The following is an 18,382-nucleotide window of genomic DNA, read 5'->3' as shown; positions in this document are numbered from 1 at the left end:
AACTGGCCAGCGAACTATGGGTGATGATCACAGACCCCAGTCTGGATCGATTTCTTCGGGCCGCCGTCCGTAAAGCTCAGCCACGCGAGCTGCGATTTCATCTCGTATGGCCAGCTGCAATTCAAGCTTGCTGCGTGTCTCGGTCTGTAATGGCATTCTATAGAGCACAACGCGAGCTGGAATGCCGTGGCTTGCGGGGAAGCAGCGCGAGGTCATGCTGGGCTCGGATTGCCAAGGGGCAGGATCAGAAGGCGGCACATCTTCGACGGCGAACTGGAGCGGACGTATCAGCTCAGGCCAAGCCTCATGAAGTCGACGCACCTGTGCCGCCACCATATCATCAAACATGCCGGTACGAGTGCGATATCGAGGCAGACGTGTGCCGAACATCGGGGTCCGCATACCCCGTCCATGCCGGTTCCGATATACGTGATTGGTCCAAGGTGGCTGAAGCATGGTTTCCACCATAGGCCAAGGCACAGGCAACTTGCGTTAGGATAGGTTCATTGGTAAAGGGCCAATGGCTGATACCGACAAGGGGGTTTGACGCGATGATGGTGCATCACTGGACCGAGCTTGATCTGGATAACGTATGCGCGCGCGTCAAGGTATTTGGCTTTGATCTGGACAATACGCTTGCCAGCTCCAAACGACCAATGGCTCCGGAGATGACGCAACGGTTCATCTCCTTGCTTGACCGGATTCCGATAGCGCTGATTTCCGGCGGCAGCATGGAAGTGGTCACCTCTCAGGTATTGGACCAGCTCGGCGATGAGGCTCGACGGGAGCAGTTGCATGTCATGCCCACGTCGGGCTCGCGATATTACCAGTGGAACGGCTCGCAGTGGTCTTTGATATACGCACATGATTTGGATGCTGAGACGGTGCGCGTCGTGCGGTCCAGTTTGGAGAAGCACGCTAGGGCGCTTGGCTTGTGGGAGGAACAGGTTTGGGGGCCGCGCATTGAAAACAGAGGAAGTCAGATCACTTTTTCGGCACTGGGCCAATACGCTCCGGTAGAAGTCAAACGGACTTGGGACATTGACAACACCAAGAAACAGGCGTTGGTTCGTGCGGTCAGCAGTGATTTGCCGGATCTGAGAGTACGTGCCGGAGGATATTCCAGCGTAGATGTCAGCATGTATGGGCTGGACAAAGCATATGCGGTACGTCGATTGGCGCAAATGCTGTCCATTGAAACCAATGAGATTGCGTTCGTGGGAGACCGTATGTCCGCAGACGGCAACGATTATCCAGCGGTCGCCGCCGGAGCCGCAGGCATCATGGTACGTGAGCCGCAGGATACCTTGGCGCTGATGGATGCATTGCTGGCCTGTCTGGATACGTTCGGTGTAGAGCGGTGATATGCCATGTGCCCCGCATCGATACCGGACCCGCGCCATACGCGACATGTGTGGCATGGAGCGGTTGGTATGGTGCGCGATGTACTGTTCCCTCGCGGATGTGCCGGCTGCGATAGACCGGATACCGTGTTATGCGAGGACTGCCTGCATATGTTCTCCGGTTGCAGGGAGCGCATACTAGGCGGCGAGCCGATGGTGCGAGTCTGGTCGGCGGCGATATATCAAGGCCTGGTGCGTCATGCGGTGCTGGGATGGAAAGACCATGACGATGTGGAATTGGATACCCCGTTGATGCATGTCGTCGCCGAGGTGACGAAACACGGTCTGTTGCATTGCTTGGACAGAGCAGCGAATGTGTATGACGGCAATGCTGCTGTTGCGGTGATTCCCGTGCCCTCATCGTCTGCCTCGATACGACGTAGAGGACGGTATCACACACTTCCGCTGGCATATGCCGTTGCGTCGGCGCTTCGATCCGATGGAATCAATGCGCGTGTAAGCCGTCTGCTTGTCCACACGGCTGGTGGACGAAAGTCAGTGCAGCAGATTTCTCCGGCCCAGCGGATGCAGCGTGTATCCGGTCACATTGTTGCAAATGCCCGTATCGAGGCATATGGCGCAGGTGACGGGGCGGTGCTCGTGGACGACATTGTCACTACAGGCGCCACACTGAAGGAATGCGCCTATGCGCTGCGACGGCAGGGTATCAGTGTGCTGGGAGCGATAGTGCTGGCGGATGCCGTGGTGCCCCGATACGATGACGATTGCAACGGGTGAATGACATCAGTGACTGTACCCCAGATCGTTGGGGCTGCGCCATCGGGCATTGCATAATCGGCAAAACAGGGGTTATCGGCGCGCAACAATGTGGTATGTGGCGTGACAGCCAGACGTTTAATGGCGATCTCGCCATCTAATACTACGGCCACGATATCGCCATGATGAGCAGCTGCAGACTTATCCACAATAAGCAGATCACCATTACGGATGCCGGCGTTCATCATGGAATCTCCGGCCATCTGCATCAGATACAGCGTGTGGTTCGTGGCGCGGGACGACATGGCATGTTGAGACTGTAACGCGTATGCCGATTCGTTCATGAGTGCTCACCTCCTCCTACAATATTAGTACATCCGTTCGAATATCGTAGGAGGAGGGGCAAAACAACAGATATCATCACATTGTTATGAGGCGGCAAAAGAGACAACGCTAGGATGCCGAAATATGGTATTTCGGCAATGCGATTTCGAAGTCGGCTCCTCGTTCATCGTCCACCACGCGGACAGTGCCTCCGTGCAGTTGCGCAGCCCAGCGTGCAATGGACAGTCCCAGTCCCGTGCCTCCGGATTCTGTGCCCGGACCAGCCTTGCCGGTGACAAAACGTCGGAAGATGTTCGACCGATCGGCAGGAGCGATCTGCGAACCGAAATTGACGACATTGGTCACGACGGTGCCGTAGTCGGTTTCTTCGTGAGCTTCGATGAGAACTGTCGTCCCGTCGGCGGAGTGTTTGAGTGCGTTGGCGATGATATTGGTGAACAGCTGGCGAAGGCGATCCTGATCGCCTTCCACCATGATGTTGCCGGGAACCTCCAGATGGATGTCATGAGCGTGCCCTCCGTCGGCTATTTCCAAGGGCTCCACGGTCTCGTCGAGGAATTCGGCGAAGTTGAACTGTTCGATGTTCAGACTTGCAGCACCGGCTTCCATGCGGCTCAGATCAAGCAGAAACGCAATGAGGTCGGAAAGCCGTTGAGTCTGGGTGAGAATGCTCTCCAGATTAGCCGGTGTCGGCTCGGTGACGCCGTCGGCCATATTCTCCACCATGGCTTGTAAGGCGGAGACCGGAGTGCGTAGCTCATGGCTGACGTTGGCGATCATGTCCAAACGCATCTTGTCGGCATGTTCAAGTTCTCCGGCCATTGCGTTGAAGGAACGTGCGAGCTGGCCGACCTCATCATGACGATCCTGATCGATGTCTACACGCACGGTGTAATCGCCTTCGGCCATAGCTTCGGCTACATCCCGCATCTGGCGTAGGGGAGCGGTGATACCTCGGGAGAAGAAATAAGTGATGCCCAAAGCCACGATCAGCGTCAACGGCATGGCGATCCAACCGGACCATCCGAATTTCAGCAGGAACCAACACATGGCGAACGCTATGGCTGTGGCTACTACAATCAGAGCGCTCAATTCAAGCTTGAGCGAAGAGAAAAAATCGACCGGCTTGACACGTCTTTTGACGGTGTCAAGCCGGGGTTTGGGTTGCTGCTTGCTCATGCGGCAGGCGGCTCGAAGGCGTACCCGACGCCATGCACGGTACGAATCGTATCGGCACCGAGTTTATGGCGCAGTGCTTTGACATGACTGTCCACCGTGCGGGTACCGGAGGCATCCACCCAGTCCCAGACCTCTTCGAGCAGCTTTTCCCTTGTGAGCACGGATTTTGGCCTGCGCGCCAGAGTGGCCAGCAGATCGAATTCGGTGGGGGTCAGATGCACTTGTTCGCCATTCATGGTGACGATACGCTGAGCAGGGTCAATGACCATGGAACCGAAATCGAGAATCTTCTCGTTCTCAGAGTTCTTCGCTATGACCTTGGCTCGCTCCACGCGGCGCAACAACGCCTTACAGCGGGCGATGAGCTCACGCATGGAGAACGGCTTGGTCATATAGTCATCTGCGCCAGCTCCGAGGCCGATAACCTTATCGGCCTCGTCGTCGCGAGCGGTGAGAATCAGCACCGGCACAGGCCTTTCAGCGACGATACGCTTGGTGGCTTCAAGCCCGTCCATCACCGGTAACATGATGTCCATAATCACCAGATCAGGGCGCAACTGGGCAGCGGCCTGGACGGCGGATGCGCCATCTCCGGCTACGCGGGCCGTCCAGCCTTCGGCGGTGATGCGCTGGGCGATGGCCGTGGCGAGCGTGGGCTCGTCCTCGACCACCAGCACCGTGCGCGGCGCTGTATTCTGACGCGCTGTGGTATTGAGCATAAACAGTTACCTTTCAGCCTTGACCTGTTCAGTCTTCTGGCTTCAAGAATACAACTCCAAGTGCTGGAACGGTGATCTTCGCGGAGAACGGGCGTGAATGGTATTCGCCCTCAACCGCTTCGAACGTGCCGTTGTGGATGTCCGATCCGCCGTATGCAGCGTCGTCGGAGGTGAACACTTCGGTCCACTTACCGCCGGTGGGCAGCGCCACTTGATAGTCGGACCAAGCTTCACCGGAGAAATTGACTACCACAGCCAAGGTTTCGCCCTTGGTGCCGATGCGCAGGAAACTCAGCGTATTGTGGTCGGCGTCATCGCTCGTAAGCCATTCGAATCCGGCTGGGTCGAAATCTTGACTCCACAGGGCCGGGTTGGCCTTGTAGAAGGCGTTGAGGTCAGCCACATACTTCTGAATCTGGCGATGTTCCTCCCAATTCAGGCAATCCCAGTCGATAGAGGCATCGTGGTTCCACTCACCCCATTGGGCGAGTTCGTTGCCCATGAACGAGAGCTTCTTGCCTGGATGGGCCCACTGGTATCCGAACAGGGAGCGGACCCCTGCCAACTTCTGCCAGCCGTTGCCAGGCATCTTGCCGTATACGGACCCCTTGCCGTACACGACCTCGTCATGGCTGATCGGCAGTACGTAATGCTCGGAGTACGCGTACACCATGGAGAAGGTGATCTCACCATGATGCCATTTGCGGTTGATGGGTTCCTCGTGCAGGTACTGCAGCGTATCGTGCATCCAACCCATATTCCACTTCAAGCCAAAGCCGATGCCGCCGGCGGAGGTGGGGGCGGTGATGCCCGGCCATGCAGTGGATTCCTCGGCGATCATCATGATGCCCGGGTTGTTTTTGTACGCTGTGGCGGTGGCTTCCTTGAGGAAGTCGATGGCTTCCAGATTCTCACGGCCACCGTAGATGTTCGGCCTCCACTGGCCGGGTTCGCGGCTGTAGTCGAGGTAGAGCATGGAGCTGACGGCGTCTACGCGCAGTGCGTCGATGTGCAGATCCTCAAGCCAGAACAGGGCGTTGGCCACGAGGAAGTTGCGCACCTCGCGACGGCCGAAGTTGAATACGTAGGTGCCCCAATCCGGGTGTTCGCCACGCAACGGGTCGGGATCCTCGTACAACGGGGTTCCGTCGAATCGACCGAGAGCGAAAGCGTCCTTCGGGAAGTGGGCGGGCACCCAGTCCATGATCACGCCGATGCCGGCCTGATGGAGTTGGTCCACTAGATAGCGGAAGTCATCGGGGGAGCCGAGGCGGGAGTCTACTGCATAATAGCCGGTGACCTGATAACCCCAAGAACCGGAGAACGGGTGCTGGGCCAGCGGCATGAACTCGACGTGCGTGAAACCTTCCTGCTTGACGTATTCCACCAGTTCGGTGGCCAGTTCGCGGTAGGTCAGGCCCTTGCGCCAGCTGCCGGCATGGACCTCGTAGATGGCGACTGGGCCATCGTGCGGGTTGGTCGCACGACGATGCTGCATCCAGGCGTCGTCACCCCACTCATAGGTAGATTCGGTGACGATGGAAGCAGTGTTCGGCGGAACCTCGTGCTGGCGTTCCATTGGGTCGGCCTTCATCTCCCACACGTAATTGGCGTTGAGAATCTGGAACTTGTAAGCTTCGCCTGCTCCGACACCGGGGATGAAGATCTCCCATACGCCGGAGGACCCCAAGGCTCGCATGGCGTGACGCCGGCCATCCCATGCGTTGAAGTTGCCGACCACGCGTACGGCGTGGGCGTTTGGTGCCCATACGGAGAAAGCGGTGCCCGTGACCTGTTCGCCGGGCGTACCATCGGCTCCGCCCATCGGATCGTCGAAACGCAGCACATGTGCGCCAAGAGCTTCCCAAAGCTTCTCATGACGTCCTTCGCCGAACAGATAGGTGTCCATGTCGCCGAGCGTGGGCAGATAGCGGTAGGGATCGTCTTCGACGAGCACTTCGCCGTCCTCCCACTCGGTGCGGACGCGATAGTCCGGAATGGTCGGTTCCTTCTTGGTGCCGGCGGCAGGAACGGTGGTAACAAACACGCCGTTGTGTTCGTGAGTCATCGCATATTCGCCATCTTGGGTGACGATGGTCACCGACTTGGCCAGCGGACGGAGCACTCGAATGGTGACGGTGTCCGCATGCTTGCCGGTGCCGAGATGCCCGCCGAGTACCGCATGGGGATTGTAGAACTCAGCGTTGCTGACCGCGTCAAGTTCGCTTTGGGCGACAGGCACGGTGACGGTATCTTCCTTGATCTTCGTTTCTTTAGCCATGTCCCAAAGTCTACGTGCGTCGAGTGGAAAATGCCGTATTGTGGCTCAAAAAATGGCGAATTTGCGCCACTTACGGCGTGTTGCCGGTTTGTGAGCGCTCTCAATGACGAGGTCTTGGCCTCATGGCATAATCAATCGAGTTTTTGTGTGTAAGCCGAACAGTTCTCGGAGGGTACATGTCTTACAAAGTCGGCGATATGGTCGTCTATCCACGTCATGGGGCAGCGAAGGTGGAGGCCATCACCGAGCGGACTGTCAAAGGTGTGACGCGCGAATACCTGCAGCTGTCGGTGCTTTCATCCGACGGTTTGGTGATCAATGTTCCGGTGGATAACGCCAAAAAAGTAGGCGTACGAGACATTGTCTCCGCTTCGGAAGTGGCCAAGGTATTTGAGATTCTGCGCACGCCGATCATCGAAAAGGAAATGAACTGGTCTCGCCGGTACAAGCTGAACGTCGAGAAGATTGCCACGGGCGATGTCAACAAAATCGCCGAAGTAGTGAGGGATCTGGCTCAGCGTGATGTGGATGAACATGGTCTGTCCGCCGGAGAGAAGCGTATGCTGACCAAGGCTCGTGCCATTCTTACCTCGGAGATCGCATTGTCGGAGAAGATCGACGAGACTGAGGCCCAGCGGCTGCTTGATGTGAATCTGGGGTACGAGCCCGCTCAGCCAGGCGATGAAAAACATCACACTGCCGAGCCGGAAGAAGCGGCTCCTGATACTTTGGCCCGTGTTGAGGCACAGAAGAAATCCAAGAAGAAGTGATGTATGGGCCTCGGTTCATCGGAAACGATGACCGGGGCTTTTTTATTTGCGTCTGTACCGTGCTCGCGTCTGTACTGGAAGGAACTCGTCATGAATCTTGATGTGGCAGAAGCCAATATCGTCAATATGATGATCGGTCAGGGATTTGATGCACATCGCTTTGCGACTCCCGGTACGGGACGTCCGCTTTGGCTGGCTGGGTTGCTCTGGCCGGTGCCTGAGGACGCAGATCCTTTGCAAGCTTCATATTATGAAGGCATCGAGGGGGATTCCGATGGTGATGTCGCCGCCCACGCATTGATTGACGCGTTGCTCGCCGCCGCCGGGCTTGGGGATATCGGATCGTTGTTCGGTGTAGGCGCGGAGGCTCATGGTGCCGGCATGCATGGTGCGGATATGCTCAAGGAGACGACGGCTTATCTGACGGCCAACGGGTATAAGCCGGTTTCCGCCTCCGTTGCCATTGTCGGCAATCGCCCGAAAATCGGCACTCGTCGCACGCAAGCCGAGACTGTGCTTTCCGCAGCGGTTGGATGCCGCGTCTCGCTGACCGCCACCACCACCGATCATATGGGATTCACCGGCAGTGGTGAGGGTATCGCCGCTATCGCCAACGCGCTGGTTATTCGACAGTAACGTTGAGCGACGGTATCGCGGCGGTTTAACGAGTCTTCAGAGTGTTGATTCCCTTGGCGATTGCCCAGAACAGGGTGGACAACGTCACGATGATGAAGCTCGGGGGAGCGGGGAACATCGCGGAAAGCACCAGTCCCAGCCAGATTGAGGTCAGACAGAGTACGCTTGCGATCACCATGGCTTTGAACGGGGAGCCTGCGAGAATATTGGCGGTTGCCGCCGGAGTGATTACCAGAGCGAAAATCAGCAGCGTACCGACGGCCGGCACCGCGATGGTGATCACTCCGGCCATAATGGCCATAAACGCTACGCTCATCAGACCAATCGGTACACCTTTGGCTTGCGCTACCTGTTCGTCGAGTGAGCTGAACAGCAGCGGGCGGTAGATTACCGCGAGAAGAACCAACAGCAACACGTCGAAGAGCGCGAAACCGATGATCTGATCAGTGGTTATGGTCAGAATCGAACCGAAGAGGATCGATTGCATTTGCTGTGATGCGGAACTGGACAGACGCGCAAAGAACAGACCCAAGCCGGTGGCGAAAGCCAATACGGTGCCGGTGGCGATTTCGCGCTCGGAGACGCGTTTGCCCAATGCGCCGATAACGAGTGCCCCACCTAACGCGAATACGCCCATGCCTAACGAGACCGGCAATCCTAGCAGTACTGCGCCGGTGGCTCCTGGCAGGCCGATATGCGCCAGTGCATGTGCCGCGAACGTGGAATGACGCGCTATGGTGAAATATCCCATAACGCCGGCTGCCAGCGCGATAAACAAGCCGGCTGCGAAGGCATTGGACATGAATGGAGCCATCAGCGTATCCATCCATTCGGGATCAAACGAAAAATCAATGGCATTCATAGGATTTCCCTTGCGTTGATATCTGCCCGGCGACGTTTTACCGATCGGAGCTTGTGCTGGCATGGACGTGGTGATGCATCTGCGCCACTTCGTCGGCGGAGTGCATGTCCTGTGTCTGGTTTCGCGGCTCGTCTGGTGTGGGCGTGACGAACATGTCGCCTTGAGGGGTGGTGACTACTTGCACCTGCGTGCCGTAGAGATGCGTCAGCAGATCGGAGTCGAGCACCTTTCCCATGTCCGCATAATGCGGATGGCCGTCCAGCAGGTATACCGCGCCGGTCAGGATCGGCAACAGCATATTGAGATCGTGGGCTACCACCTGAATGGTCATACCGAGTTCTTGATTGAGTTTGGCGAGCACGTGAACAGTGGAGCGTTGACTGGCCAGATCAAGGTTGGCCAGTGGTTCATCAAGCATGAGCAGCTTGGGATCGCATGCCAGTGCCTGTGCAATGGCCACACGTTGGCGCAGACCGCCGGACAGCTCCGAAAGACGGTATTTGGCCTTGTCCGCGATGCCCGTAAATTCCATCGCTTCGCGAGCCTTGGCCCGTTGTGCCTTGGTGATCATATGAATGCCGAAACGGGTGCCGGTCAGGCCCAGCAATACTGATTGTTCGGCAGTGAGGTTGGAATCGATGTCTGAGGCGTAGCTTTGCGGCACATATCCGATCTGATGGTTCATGCTTCCGGCGGGTTTGCCTAAAACGGTTAACGTTCCGGCGGCAAGGGGAAGCAGCCCCAGCTCGGCTTTCATCATGGTTGTTTTGCCGGTGCCGTTGGTGCCTACGATTGCGGTCACCGACCCCGAGGGAATGGAGAATGTGCCATGCTGCCAGATGATGCGTTCGCCACGTCGTACAGCGGCATCGCGGAACACGATGCAATCGGATTTGCTCATATGCGCGATTGTGTCAAATGATGCTGACAATCGTTCTCAATAGAGTGTTGTTCCCATGTGGACGAGCATATGTTGCCCACGATGATGCTGCCGTGAAATCGTGTGCTTCAACAACGGGCATCGTCCCTCGGTCTCTCGTCTCGGTTGTCGATTGTGTGATGCCGAGTGCCGAGGATGTTCCCGACTATCGGCTATTTACCTGGATCGGGCTGGTCGTCGCCGGAGGATTGAGCGTCGTCCTTGTTGGCGTCAGCACCCGAGCCGTCGTTGTTTGTGCTGCCGCTACTGTTCTCATCGGTGGACGTATTCGACGATGAAGATTTGCATTCGCGAATATAGGTTATGTCTTGATCTTCCTCGTCGGCGTTGGTGGCGTCGGAGGAATCCGGTTCCGTTGAAGCGCTGTCGTTGGATTTCTCGCCGGTGCCACTGGTGTCGCCGGCGGATGAGGACCCGGACTTGTCATCGCTGCTCGTGGTCTTATCGGCGTCGTCGGCGTCCGTCCCGTCCGCGGACTCGTCGTCCTGATCGGTGTCGCAGCCATAATCCGGGTCGACGGCGTCGACAATGCTGTTGATGATTTGGTTGATCCATGCATCCAAGGTCTTGGAGTCGGACGGCATCTGTTCGGACACCTTCACCACCGGAACTTCGGAACGTCCTGCGGCGCCGGTGATGAGATTGGTCGCTTCGTTGGCGGCTTGCGTGTTGTTGATAAGCAGATCGATGTCTCGGTCTTCGATGATCTTCTGGAACGACTGCAGATCGGCTGGAGCGGCCTCTCCGCCTGACGCAGTGGACTGCGCGTATCCTTTGGGGGTGGAGTCCTTGAATCCCAGGTCGGCCATCAGATAGTATGCCACTGGCTCGGTGGCGGCGTAGGCAAGATCGGTATGGTTTTTCATGAAGTCATCCGCCCAGTCTTCCATAGACTGCTCAGACTGTTTCCAAAGCTTGAGGCGTTTCTTGAACTCTGCTTTTTTGCTGGGCAGCGTCTTGCTGAATGCGTCGGTAAGGGCCTCCGCCATGCCGACGCGTGCATCTTTGGAAAACCACAGATGTGGATTGTCTCCCTCTACGGCACCCATTACGGAGGCCGCGGAAACTATGTTCGACGACGAGGTCAACGATTTGGTGGCCCATGAATCGTATCCTGCACCATTGGCGACTACGATTTGCGCTTTGGAGAGTTTCGCCACATCCGAGGTCTTGGGCTCGAAATCATGAGCGTCCACATTTGTGGTGTTCACAATGGAGGTCACGGTCACGTCTTCTCCACCAAGCTCCGCGGCCAAAGCGCCCCATTGATTGATCGAAGCGACCACCGTAATCGGGCTGGTCTGCTCGGTGGCCGTCTGCTGCTTGTTGGAATCGGCGGGCGTGCTCTCTTCGGTGCCGCATGCCGTGACGGTCAGAAGAGCCGTGACGCTCAGGGCAGCGGCTGCATACCTCAAGCAATGCATGAATCGAATTCCCATGGAACGCCTTCTTTGCCTCAGCTATGGACGAATGAACGCATGTGATTTGTTCTAACGATAGCCTATCGTTTCGAATAATCACCGCAACGAAGAAGCGAAAGGGGAGCTATGGCTACGAGAATTGACGGAAAGCAGGTGGCTGCGGCGATTAAAGCCGATTTAGCCGAGCGTGTGAACCGGTTGAAGGAGCAGGGCGTGACGCCGGGGCTGGGGACGCTGTTGGTGGGTGAGGATCCAGGTTCGGTCAAGTATGTAGCCGGAAAACATGCGGATTGTGCGGAAATCGGCATCAATTCCGTCCGCAAGGACCTGCCGGCTGATGCCTCTTTTGATGACATCGCCGCCGCGGTGCGTGAACTCAATGAGGATCCGGCTTGCAACGGCTTCATCGTGCAGTTGCCGTTGCCCAAAGGCATTGATCAGAACGCCATCATTGATCTCATCGATCCTGCCAAGGACGCCGATGGCATGCATCCATACAATCTTGGTGAGCTGGTGCTTCATGTGCGCGGCGATATCACCACGCCGTTGCCGTGTACGCCGCGCGGTGTTATCGAGCTTCTTGAAGCCTACGATATCGACCTCAACGGCAAAGAAGTATGTGTACTGGGTCGCGGCATTACCATTGGCCGTACCATCGGCCTGATGCTGACTCGCAATGCTGTGAACGCCACGGTGACTTTGTGTCACACAGGTACCAAGGACGTAGCGGATCATATGCGTCGCGCGGATGTGATCGTGGCCGCCATGGGCTCGGCTGGCTTCGTGACCCCAGATAAAATCAAGGAGGGCGCGGTGCTGGTCGATGTCGGCGTCAGCCGCGTCTTCGACGAGGAAGCCGGACGTTATCGTATCAAGGGCGACGTGGACAAGGCCTGCTATGACAAGGCCTCTGCCTACACGCCGAACCCCGGTGGCGTAGGCCCGATGACTCGCGCCATGCTGCTGGCTAACGTAGTGGAAATGGCCGAACGCTCCCTGTGAGTTGACTGCTGTCTGGTCATGGTATGTGTTGCTCGACACGCTCAAGACCGTTCGGCCAAGCCTGCGGCCCCGCAACGCATACCATGACCAGACACCTCCGACTTGCGTAATGTATAGCGCGAAGCCGGTGGGCGAGGATGTGCATGCCTCGACTGTGAGCAGCGCAGGTGTGTGCTAAGCTCTGCGAGCACGCACCGGAGCGAGGCCAAACGGCCTTGAGTGTGTCGAGGCATGCACATCCTCGCCCGCCGGTGGCCACGTGCAAAAAGAGAATGCGCGACACGCCTTTGTATTGCAATGGTTTCTTGGCTATAGCTCTCTGTATTCTGAATGCTTGTATGTCTCAAAGGGCATGCAAGCATAATTGAATATCGAGTAATTATCCATCCATCTATTGAGAAACCATAGTATTTACATGGCAGAGAACAACACTGAAGTCGCCAAGGTTGCCATCAACGACATTGGCACCGAAGAGGACTTCATCAAGGCAGTCGATTCCACCATCAAGAATTTCGATGATGGTGATCTGGTTGAGGGTACCGTCGTCAAGATTGATCGCGACGAAGTTCTCCTGGATATCGGCTACAAGACCGAGGGTGTCATCCCCTCCCGTGAGCTTTCCATCAAGAAGGACGTCGATCCGGACGAGGTCGTCGAAGTCGGCGACACCATCGAGGCTCTTGTCGTCACCAAGGAAGACAAGGAAGGCCGTCTGATCCTGTCCAAGAAGCGTGCTCAGTACGAGCGCGCCTGGGGCGACATTGAGAAGATCAAGGAAGCCGACGGCGTCGTTGAGGGCACCGTCATTGAAGCCGTCAAGGGCGGCCTCATCGTCGACATCGGTCTGCGTGGTTTCCTGCCTGCTTCTCTCGTTGAGATGCGTCGTGTGCGTGACCTGTCCCCGTACATCGGTCAGAAGATCAAGGCTAAGATCCTTGAGCTCGACAAGAACCGCAACAATGTGGTCCTGTCCCGTCGCCAGTACCTGGAGGAGACCCAGTCTGAGGTTCGCGAGACCTTCCTGTCCCAGCTCAAGAAGGGCCAGATCCGTGAGGGCGTCGTGTCCTCCATCGTCAACTTCGGCGCTTTCGTCGATCTGGGCGGCGTTGACGGCCTGATTCACGTTTCCGAGCTGTCTTGGAAGCACATCGATCACCCGTCCGAGGTCGTCAAGGTCGGCGATAAGGTCACCGTTGAGGTGCTCGACGTCGATCTCGATCGTGAGCGCATCTCCCTGTCCCTCAAGGCCACCCAGGAAGATCCGTGGCAGCGCTTCGCTCGCACCCACGTTCCTGGCCAGATTGTCAAGGGCAAGGTCACCAAGATCGTCCAGTTCGGTGTCTTTATCTCCGTCGAGGACGGCATCGAGGGCCTGGTGCACATCTCCGAGCTCGCCAACCGTCACGTCGAGAACCCGGAGACCGTGGTCAAGCCGGGCGAGACTGTGTTCGTCAAGGTGATCGACGTCGATCTCGATCGTCGCCGCATCTCCCTGTCCCTCAAGCAGGCCAACGATTCCGTTGATCCGGCTTCCGAGGACTTCGATCCGGCTATCTACGGCATGCCGGCCGAGTATGACGAGCAGGGCAACTACAAGTACCCCGAAGGCTTCGACCCGAACACCAACGAGTGGATCGCTGGCTTCGAGAAGCAGCGCGAGGAGTGGGAAGCTCAGTATGCTGCCGCTCACGAGCTGTGGGAGGAGCACAAGGAGTTCGTGGCCAAGGAACTGGCGAACGCAGCCGAGTCTGCTGCCGCCGACGGTCAGGGCCCGAAGGAAGAGAAGCCGGTCGAGGAGACCTCCAACTACTCTTCCGCTGCTCCGGCTACCGGCACTCTCGCCGATTCCGATCAGCTCGCCGCTCTGCGCGACCAGCTGCTCGGCAAGTGAGCTGTTGCTGACGCTTAGTGCGTAATGAGAACCCGGTCCTTATGGGCCGGGTTTTTCGTATTAGCATGTCCATATGAGAATTGGACTGACAGGCGGGATCGCAGCGGGCAAAAGCACGGTTTCATCGCGTTTTGCGAAGTTGGGAGCGGTGATTATCGACTATGATGCACTGGCGCATCGGATTGTTGAGCCCGGGGGAGAGGCCATTGCACAAATCGCCGAGGCCTTTGGACCGGATGCGTTGCTGTCGGATGGTAGCCTGAATCGTTCCTGGATGGCCGACCATGTTTTCGGCGCTCATGCCAAGCCGGGGGCGCGGGAGCGGCTGGATGCCATCGAGCATCCACTCATCTATCAACTTGCCGCCCAACAAGAACGGTCATGCAGCCCGTCAGACATCATCATTCATGATGTGCCGTTACTCGCCGAAGTCATCGACAGCATTCCCTTTAATTTCGACCACATTATTACGGTGGAGGCGCCGGTATGCATGCGTCTTGAACGTATGATTGAAGAACGCGGCATGAGTCCTGAACAGGCCGAGGGCCGTATCCGACACCAATCCAGCGAATCCGAACGCCGGGCGATTGCGGACATCATTATCGATTCAGCTCAGCCTATGGAGCGCATGATGGCCCAAGTGGATGATATCTACCGAGGTTTTCGCTCGCAGGTTCATGCATCATAGTCTTCGGGGATGGCCTTAAGATTGATCCCATGGGATTCAACATTGAGCGTGCGGATAAACCTTTTGTCGTCAAATCGCCGTACCAGCCGTCTGGTGACCAGCCTCAGGCCATCGAGGAACTGGCCGAACGCATCGAGAATGGTGAAAACGATGTGGTGTTGATGGGTGCCACCGGTACCGGCAAAACCGCCACCACCGCTTGGCTTATCGAGCGTTTGCAGAGGCCGACGCTGATTATCGAACCCAATAAGACACTTGCTGCACAGCTGTGCGCAGAGTTCCGCGAACTGATGCCGGATAACGCCGTCAGCTATTTCGTCTCCTACTACGACTACTACCAGCCGGAAGCCTATATTCCGCAGACCGATACCTATATCGAGAAGGACTCCAACATCAACGACGACGTGGAGCGTTTGCGCCACCAAGCCACGGCGAACCTGTTGACCCGCCGAGACTGCGTGGTCGTCGCTACGGTTTCCTGCATCTATGGTTTGGGTACTCCGGAAGAGTACGCCGGTCGAATGCTGCTGCTCAAGGTGGGGCAGGAGATCAACCGGGACGACCTATTGCGCCAGTTCGTCGCCATGCAATACAAACGGAACGATATCGCCTTCACTCGCGGAACATTCCGTGTGCGCGGCGATACCGTGGAAATCATCCCAGTCTATGAGGAGCTGGCGGTACGCATTGAATTCTTCGGCGATGAGATCGATCGCATCTCCACTTTGCACCCATTGACCGGCGACGAGATCGCGGAGGAAAACGAAGTCCATATTTTCCCGGCCTCCCATTACGTAGCCGGACCGGCACGTATGGAACGTGCGCTCAAAACCATTCGTGAGGAGTTGGATGATCGTCTTGCCGAATTGCATAAGCAAGGCAAGGAGCTTGAGGCGCAGCGTCTCAACATGCGCACCACGTATGATTTGGAGATGCTTACCCAAGTGGGCGTATGCTCCGGCGTTGAAAACTATTCAAGGCATTTCGACGGTCGCGCACCAGGCACTCCGCCGCACACGCTACTTGATTTCTTCCCGGATGATTTCCTGTTGGTCATCGACGAATCCCATGTCACGGTTCCTCAGATCGGTGCTATGTATGAAGGCGATGCCTCCCGTAAACGCACATTGGTGGAGCATGGGTTCCGTTTGCCCTCGGCCATGGACAACCGGCCGCTCAAGTGGCCGGAATTCCTGCAGCGAGTAGGGCAGACGGTATATCTTTCCGCCACTCCAGGCGATTATGAACTGGGTCTGTCGGATGGGGTAGTGGAACAGATCATCCGACCGACCGGTCTGCTGGATCCGAAAATCGACGTGCGTCCGGTCGAAGGCCAGATTGATGATTTGTTGGCTGAGATCAAAGATCGTGTGGCAAAGAACGAACGTGCGCTGGTCACCACGCTGACTAAGAAGATGGCCGAGGACCTGACTGATTATCTGCTGGAACGTGGTATCAAAGTCGAGTATCTGCATTCCGATGTGGATACATTGCGTCGTGTGGAACTGTTGCGTATGCTGCGCGAAGGCAAGATCGATGTGATCGTCGGTATCAACCTGTTGCGTGAGGGATTGGATTTGCCGGAGGTCTCGCTGGTCGCCATTCTGGATGCTGACAAGGAAGGCTTCCTGCGCTCTTATCGTTCGTTGATTCAGACCATCGGCCGCGCTGCGCGAAACGTTTCCGGCACGGTGATCATGTACGCCGATGAGACTACGGATGCCATGCGCAAGGCCATCGACGAAACCGATCGCCGTCGTGCCAAGCAGATGGCATACAATCAGGAGCATCATATCGATCCCAAGCCATTGATCAAGAAGATCAGTGATGTCAACGATATGCTCGCCAAGGAGGATGTGGACACGCAGACCCTGCTTGAGGGTGGCTATCGCAATGCGGGCAAAGCCGGCAACACGCATCTGGGTGTCCCCACCATGAACGCCGAAGAAGCCGACAAGCGTCATGAGGAAATCCTCAAGGCTGGATTGCCGGCTCAGGATTTGGCGGATCTCATCCGTCAGCTCTCTGAACAGATGCACACTGCCGCCGAACAGCTCCAGTTCGAGCTTGCAGCCCGTCTGCGCGACGAAATCCGCGACCTCAAAAAGGAGCTCCGCCAAATGACCGAGGCAAACAAGTAGGTTCTAGGTTCCGTGAAGATTGACCTGCGGATGGTTATGGGATGTGCCGTGCGACACATTCAAGGCCGTTCGGCCAAGCCTACGGTCTTACAGCACATCCCATAACCATCCGCATCGTGATTGCGGTTGAATACGCTGCGATGCGGAGGTGGAGGTGCACATACCCCGGCCCTCCACCAATCAACGGTAACGGAACGGCCCGCCCGTCAACTCCATAAATTAGGGTAGTGAATCATGGCAGAAACCCCTCTTGCATTTGAAATCATCACCTTTGTGGTGCTTGCGTTGTTCTTCATCGTCGACCTATTCGTCATCGGCCGACGTCCGCATGTGCCGTCCACCAAGGAATGCGTGCAGCATATCGCTTTCTTTGTGGTCATGGCGCTGATCTTCGGTGGATGCATCTGGTTCTTCGCCGGATCGAAGCCGGCCATAGAGTTCTACTCCGGCTGGCTGACCGAATATTCATTGTCCATTGACAATCTGTTCGTATTCGTCATCATCATGTCGAATTTCGCAGTGCCCAAACAGCTGCAGAAGTATGTGTTGTCGGTGGGTATCACCATCGCCTTGATTTTCCGTGGCATCTTCATTCTCATCGGTGCGGCGTTGATCTCCCGATTCACGTGGGTGTTCTTCATTTTTGGCGCTTTCCTGATTTATACCGCTGTCAAGCTGGTGATCGGTGGCGATGACGATGAGGAATATCATGAAAACGGTCTGATTCGTACATTGCGTAAAGTCATTAAGATCACCGATGACTACGATGGTGAGAAGTTGAGGACCACGCGAAACGGTGTACGCTACTGGACTCCGATGCTTATCGTGTTCCTGACCATCGGTACCACCGATGTGATGTTCGCGTTCGATTCCATTCCGGCGATCTTCGGCTTGACTAAGGATCCGTTCCTGGTGTTCACCTCTAACGTGTTTGCGCTGCTCGGTCTTCAGCAGCTTTACTTCCTGCTGGGTGCGCTTCTGGACAAGCTCGTCTACCTTCCTGCCGGACTGTCTGTGGTACTCGGATTCATCGGAGTCAAACTGGTCATGGAGGCGCTGCATGGCAATACGCTGCCGTTCATCAACGGCGGCCATGGCGTGCATTGGGTGCCTGAGGTTCCTACGTGGTTGTCCCTTGCGGTGATTGTGGTAGCAATCGGTGGAGCGTCAATTGCATCCGTCATCAAGATGAAGACTTTGGAATCCGGTAAGAAAGCCTGAAATAATCAGGAAAATAGAACCTGAAAACCTAATATCCGCAACAATGTGAGCGCTCACAACACACCGAGAGAAAAACTTGGCATATCGCTGTGAGCGCTAGTAAACTGGTTTTCGGCAAGTGAGGCCTTCGGCCTCGGAACTCAACAATTAGAATAGGCAGGCATTC

Annotated in this window: 17 protein-coding genes; 9 read left to right on the top strand and 8 right to left on the bottom strand. The window is 56.5% G+C overall.

The annotated features are described in order from the left end of the window. Positions 1-27: 27 nt before the first annotated feature. Positions 28-456 (bottom strand): metallopeptidase family protein, encoded by a 429-nt coding sequence (locus CUU80_RS03530; protein WP_100496368.1) that lies wholly within the window; start codon positions 454-456, stop codon positions 28-30. Positions 457-551: 95 nt separating this feature from the next. Here CUU80_RS03530 and CUU80_RS03525 point away from each other — a divergent pair, with 95 nt between their 5' ends. Beyond that, complete coding sequence (locus CUU80_RS03525) at positions 552-1,364, top strand: HAD-IIB family hydrolase (RefSeq protein ID WP_100496006.1); 813 nt, start codon at positions 552-554, stop codon at positions 1,362-1,364. A 6-nt stretch (positions 1,365-1,370) separates the two neighbouring features. Continuing rightward, positions 1,371-2,141 carry a ComF family protein gene (locus tag CUU80_RS03520; protein WP_341476114.1) on the top strand — a complete coding sequence of 257 codons (771 nt, stop codon included), beginning with the start codon at positions 1,371-1,373 and terminating at the stop codon, positions 2,139-2,141. On the opposite strand, the gene CUU80_RS03515 is transcribed toward CUU80_RS03520, so the two are convergent. The 4 genes from CUU80_RS03515 to glgB all read right to left on the bottom strand — a co-directional run bounded on the left by CUU80_RS03515 (position 2,048) and on the right by glgB (position 6,644). Then, positions 2,048-2,464: a LexA family protein gene (locus tag CUU80_RS03515; RefSeq protein WP_243388619.1), complete on the bottom strand. Its 417-nt coding sequence runs from the start codon at positions 2,462-2,464 to the stop codon at positions 2,048-2,050. The genes CUU80_RS03520 and CUU80_RS03515 overlap by 94 nt on opposite strands. A gap of 109 nt (positions 2,465-2,573) precedes the next feature. Further along, on the bottom strand, positions 2,574-3,644 hold the full coding sequence (locus CUU80_RS03510) for a sensor histidine kinase (RefSeq protein ID WP_100496004.1): 1,071 nt from the start codon (positions 3,642-3,644) through the stop codon (positions 2,574-2,576). Further along, on the bottom strand, positions 3,641-4,363 hold the full coding sequence (locus CUU80_RS03505) for a response regulator transcription factor (protein WP_100496003.1): 723 nt from the start codon (positions 4,361-4,363) through the stop codon (positions 3,641-3,643). The genes CUU80_RS03510 and CUU80_RS03505 overlap by 4 nt, the downstream gene beginning before the upstream one ends. 28 nt (positions 4,364-4,391) lie before the next feature. Beyond that, positions 4,392-6,644, bottom strand: a complete 2,253-nt coding sequence (gene glgB / locus CUU80_RS03500; protein ID WP_100496002.1) for a 1,4-alpha-glucan branching protein GlgB — start codon at positions 6,642-6,644, stop codon at positions 4,392-4,394. 176 nt (positions 6,645-6,820) lie between these two features. Here glgB and CUU80_RS03495 point away from each other — a divergent pair, with 176 nt between their 5' ends. Together CUU80_RS03495 and CUU80_RS03490 are read left to right on the top strand one after the other, a co-directional pair. Beyond that, positions 6,821-7,414 carry a CarD family transcriptional regulator gene (locus CUU80_RS03495; RefSeq protein ID WP_100496001.1) on the top strand — a complete coding sequence of 198 codons (594 nt, stop codon included), beginning with the start codon at positions 6,821-6,823 and terminating at the stop codon, positions 7,412-7,414. 126 nt (positions 7,415-7,540) lie between these two features. Continuing rightward, positions 7,541-8,050, top strand: coding sequence for a 2-C-methyl-D-erythritol 2,4-cyclodiphosphate synthase (locus tag CUU80_RS03490; RefSeq protein WP_100496366.1), 510 nt, complete (start codon positions 7,541-7,543; stop codon positions 8,048-8,050). A gap of 25 nt (positions 8,051-8,075) precedes the next feature. Here the strand turns inward: CUU80_RS03490 and CUU80_RS03485 are convergent, their stop codons facing one another. From CUU80_RS03485 to CUU80_RS03475, 3 genes are all read right to left on the bottom strand, one after another. Next, positions 8,076-8,912 (bottom strand): metal ABC transporter permease, encoded by an 837-nt coding sequence (locus tag CUU80_RS03485; protein WP_100496000.1) that lies wholly within the window; start codon positions 8,910-8,912, stop codon positions 8,076-8,078. A 37-nt stretch (positions 8,913-8,949) separates the two neighbouring features. Beyond that, a complete protein-coding gene (locus CUU80_RS03480) occupies positions 8,950-9,813 on the bottom strand; it encodes an ABC transporter ATP-binding protein (protein ID WP_100495999.1) in 864 nt (287 codons plus the stop codon). A gap of 191 nt (positions 9,814-10,004) precedes the next feature. Beyond that, on the bottom strand, positions 10,005-11,291 hold the full coding sequence (locus CUU80_RS03475) for a metal ABC transporter solute-binding protein, Zn/Mn family (RefSeq protein ID WP_100495998.1): 1,287 nt from the start codon (positions 11,289-11,291) through the stop codon (positions 10,005-10,007). A 108-nt stretch (positions 11,292-11,399) separates the two neighbouring features. Here CUU80_RS03475 and CUU80_RS03470 point away from each other — a divergent pair, with 108 nt between their 5' ends. The 5 genes from CUU80_RS03470 (at position 11,400) to CUU80_RS03450 (ending at position 18,216) form a co-directional block, all read left to right on the top strand. Then, positions 11,400-12,275, top strand: coding sequence for a bifunctional methylenetetrahydrofolate dehydrogenase/methenyltetrahydrofolate cyclohydrolase (locus CUU80_RS03470; protein WP_100495997.1), 876 nt, complete (start codon positions 11,400-11,402; stop codon positions 12,273-12,275). Between the two features lie 415 nt (positions 12,276-12,690). Continuing rightward, entirely contained in the window at positions 12,691-14,166 is a 1,476-nt protein-coding gene (gene rpsA, locus CUU80_RS03465) for a 30S ribosomal protein S1 (RefSeq protein ID WP_100495996.1), read from the top strand. 73 nt (positions 14,167-14,239) lie between these two features. Beyond that, on the top strand, positions 14,240-14,854 hold the full coding sequence (gene coaE / locus CUU80_RS03460; RefSeq protein ID WP_100495995.1) for a dephospho-CoA kinase: 615 nt from the start codon (positions 14,240-14,242) through the stop codon (positions 14,852-14,854). Between the two features lie 29 nt (positions 14,855-14,883). Continuing rightward, a complete protein-coding gene (uvrB, locus tag CUU80_RS03455) occupies positions 14,884-16,995 on the top strand; it encodes an excinuclease ABC subunit UvrB (RefSeq protein ID WP_100495994.1) in 2,112 nt (703 codons plus the stop codon). Between the two features lie 234 nt (positions 16,996-17,229). Then, complete coding sequence (locus CUU80_RS03450) at positions 17,230-18,216, top strand: TerC family protein (RefSeq protein WP_100495993.1); 987 nt, start codon at positions 17,230-17,232, stop codon at positions 18,214-18,216. Positions 18,217-18,382: the final 166 nt, after the last annotated feature.

Origin of the sequence: Bifidobacterium scaligerum (genome assembly GCF_002802865.1) — a bacterium.
Classification (GTDB): Bacteria; Actinomycetota; Actinomycetes; order Actinomycetales; family Bifidobacteriaceae; genus Bifidobacterium; species Bifidobacterium scaligerum.
Note: the sequence above shows the minus strand (reverse complement) of the source record. Positions and strands in the feature narration are given on the sequence as shown.

Bases quoted from the DNA above. Each gene is read 5' to 3' on its own strand.
- CUU80_RS03530 (WP_100496368.1), bottom strand. From the start codon at position 456: ATGCTTCAGCCACCTTGGACCAATCACGTATATCGGAACCGGCATGGA.
- CUU80_RS03525 (WP_100496006.1), top strand. From the start codon at position 552: ATGATGGTGCATCACTGGACCGAGCTTGATCTGGATAACGTATGCGCG.
- CUU80_RS03520 (WP_341476114.1), top strand. From the start codon at position 1,371: ATGTGCCCCGCATCGATACCGGACCCGCGCCATACGCGACATGTGTGG.
- CUU80_RS03515 (WP_243388619.1), bottom strand. From the start codon at position 2,464: ATGAACGAATCGGCATACGCGTTACAGTCTCAACATGCCATGTCGTCC.
- CUU80_RS03510 (WP_100496004.1), bottom strand. From the start codon at position 3,644: ATGAGCAAGCAGCAACCCAAACCCCGGCTTGACACCGTCAAAAGACGT.
- CUU80_RS03505 (WP_100496003.1), bottom strand. From the start codon at position 4,363: ATGCTCAATACCACAGCGCGTCAGAATACAGCGCCGCGCACGGTGCTG.
- glgB (WP_100496002.1), bottom strand. From the start codon at position 6,644: ATGGCTAAAGAAACGAAGATCAAGGAAGATACCGTCACCGTGCCTGTC.
- CUU80_RS03495 (WP_100496001.1), top strand. From the start codon at position 6,821: ATGTCTTACAAAGTCGGCGATATGGTCGTCTATCCACGTCATGGGGCA.
- CUU80_RS03490 (WP_100496366.1), top strand. From the start codon at position 7,541: ATGATGATCGGTCAGGGATTTGATGCACATCGCTTTGCGACTCCCGGT.
- CUU80_RS03485 (WP_100496000.1), bottom strand. From the start codon at position 8,912: ATGAATGCCATTGATTTTTCGTTTGATCCCGAATGGATGGATACGCTG.
- CUU80_RS03480 (WP_100495999.1), bottom strand. From the start codon at position 9,813: ATGAGCAAATCCGATTGCATCGTGTTCCGCGATGCCGCTGTACGACGT.
- CUU80_RS03475 (WP_100495998.1), bottom strand. From the start codon at position 11,291: ATGGGAATTCGATTCATGCATTGCTTGAGGTATGCAGCCGCTGCCCTG.
- CUU80_RS03470 (WP_100495997.1), top strand. From the start codon at position 11,400: ATGGCTACGAGAATTGACGGAAAGCAGGTGGCTGCGGCGATTAAAGCC.
- rpsA (WP_100495996.1), top strand. From the start codon at position 12,691: ATGGCAGAGAACAACACTGAAGTCGCCAAGGTTGCCATCAACGACATT.
- coaE (WP_100495995.1), top strand. From the start codon at position 14,240: ATGAGAATTGGACTGACAGGCGGGATCGCAGCGGGCAAAAGCACGGTT.
- uvrB (WP_100495994.1), top strand. From the start codon at position 14,884: ATGGGATTCAACATTGAGCGTGCGGATAAACCTTTTGTCGTCAAATCG.
- CUU80_RS03450 (WP_100495993.1), top strand. From the start codon at position 17,230: ATGGCAGAAACCCCTCTTGCATTTGAAATCATCACCTTTGTGGTGCTT.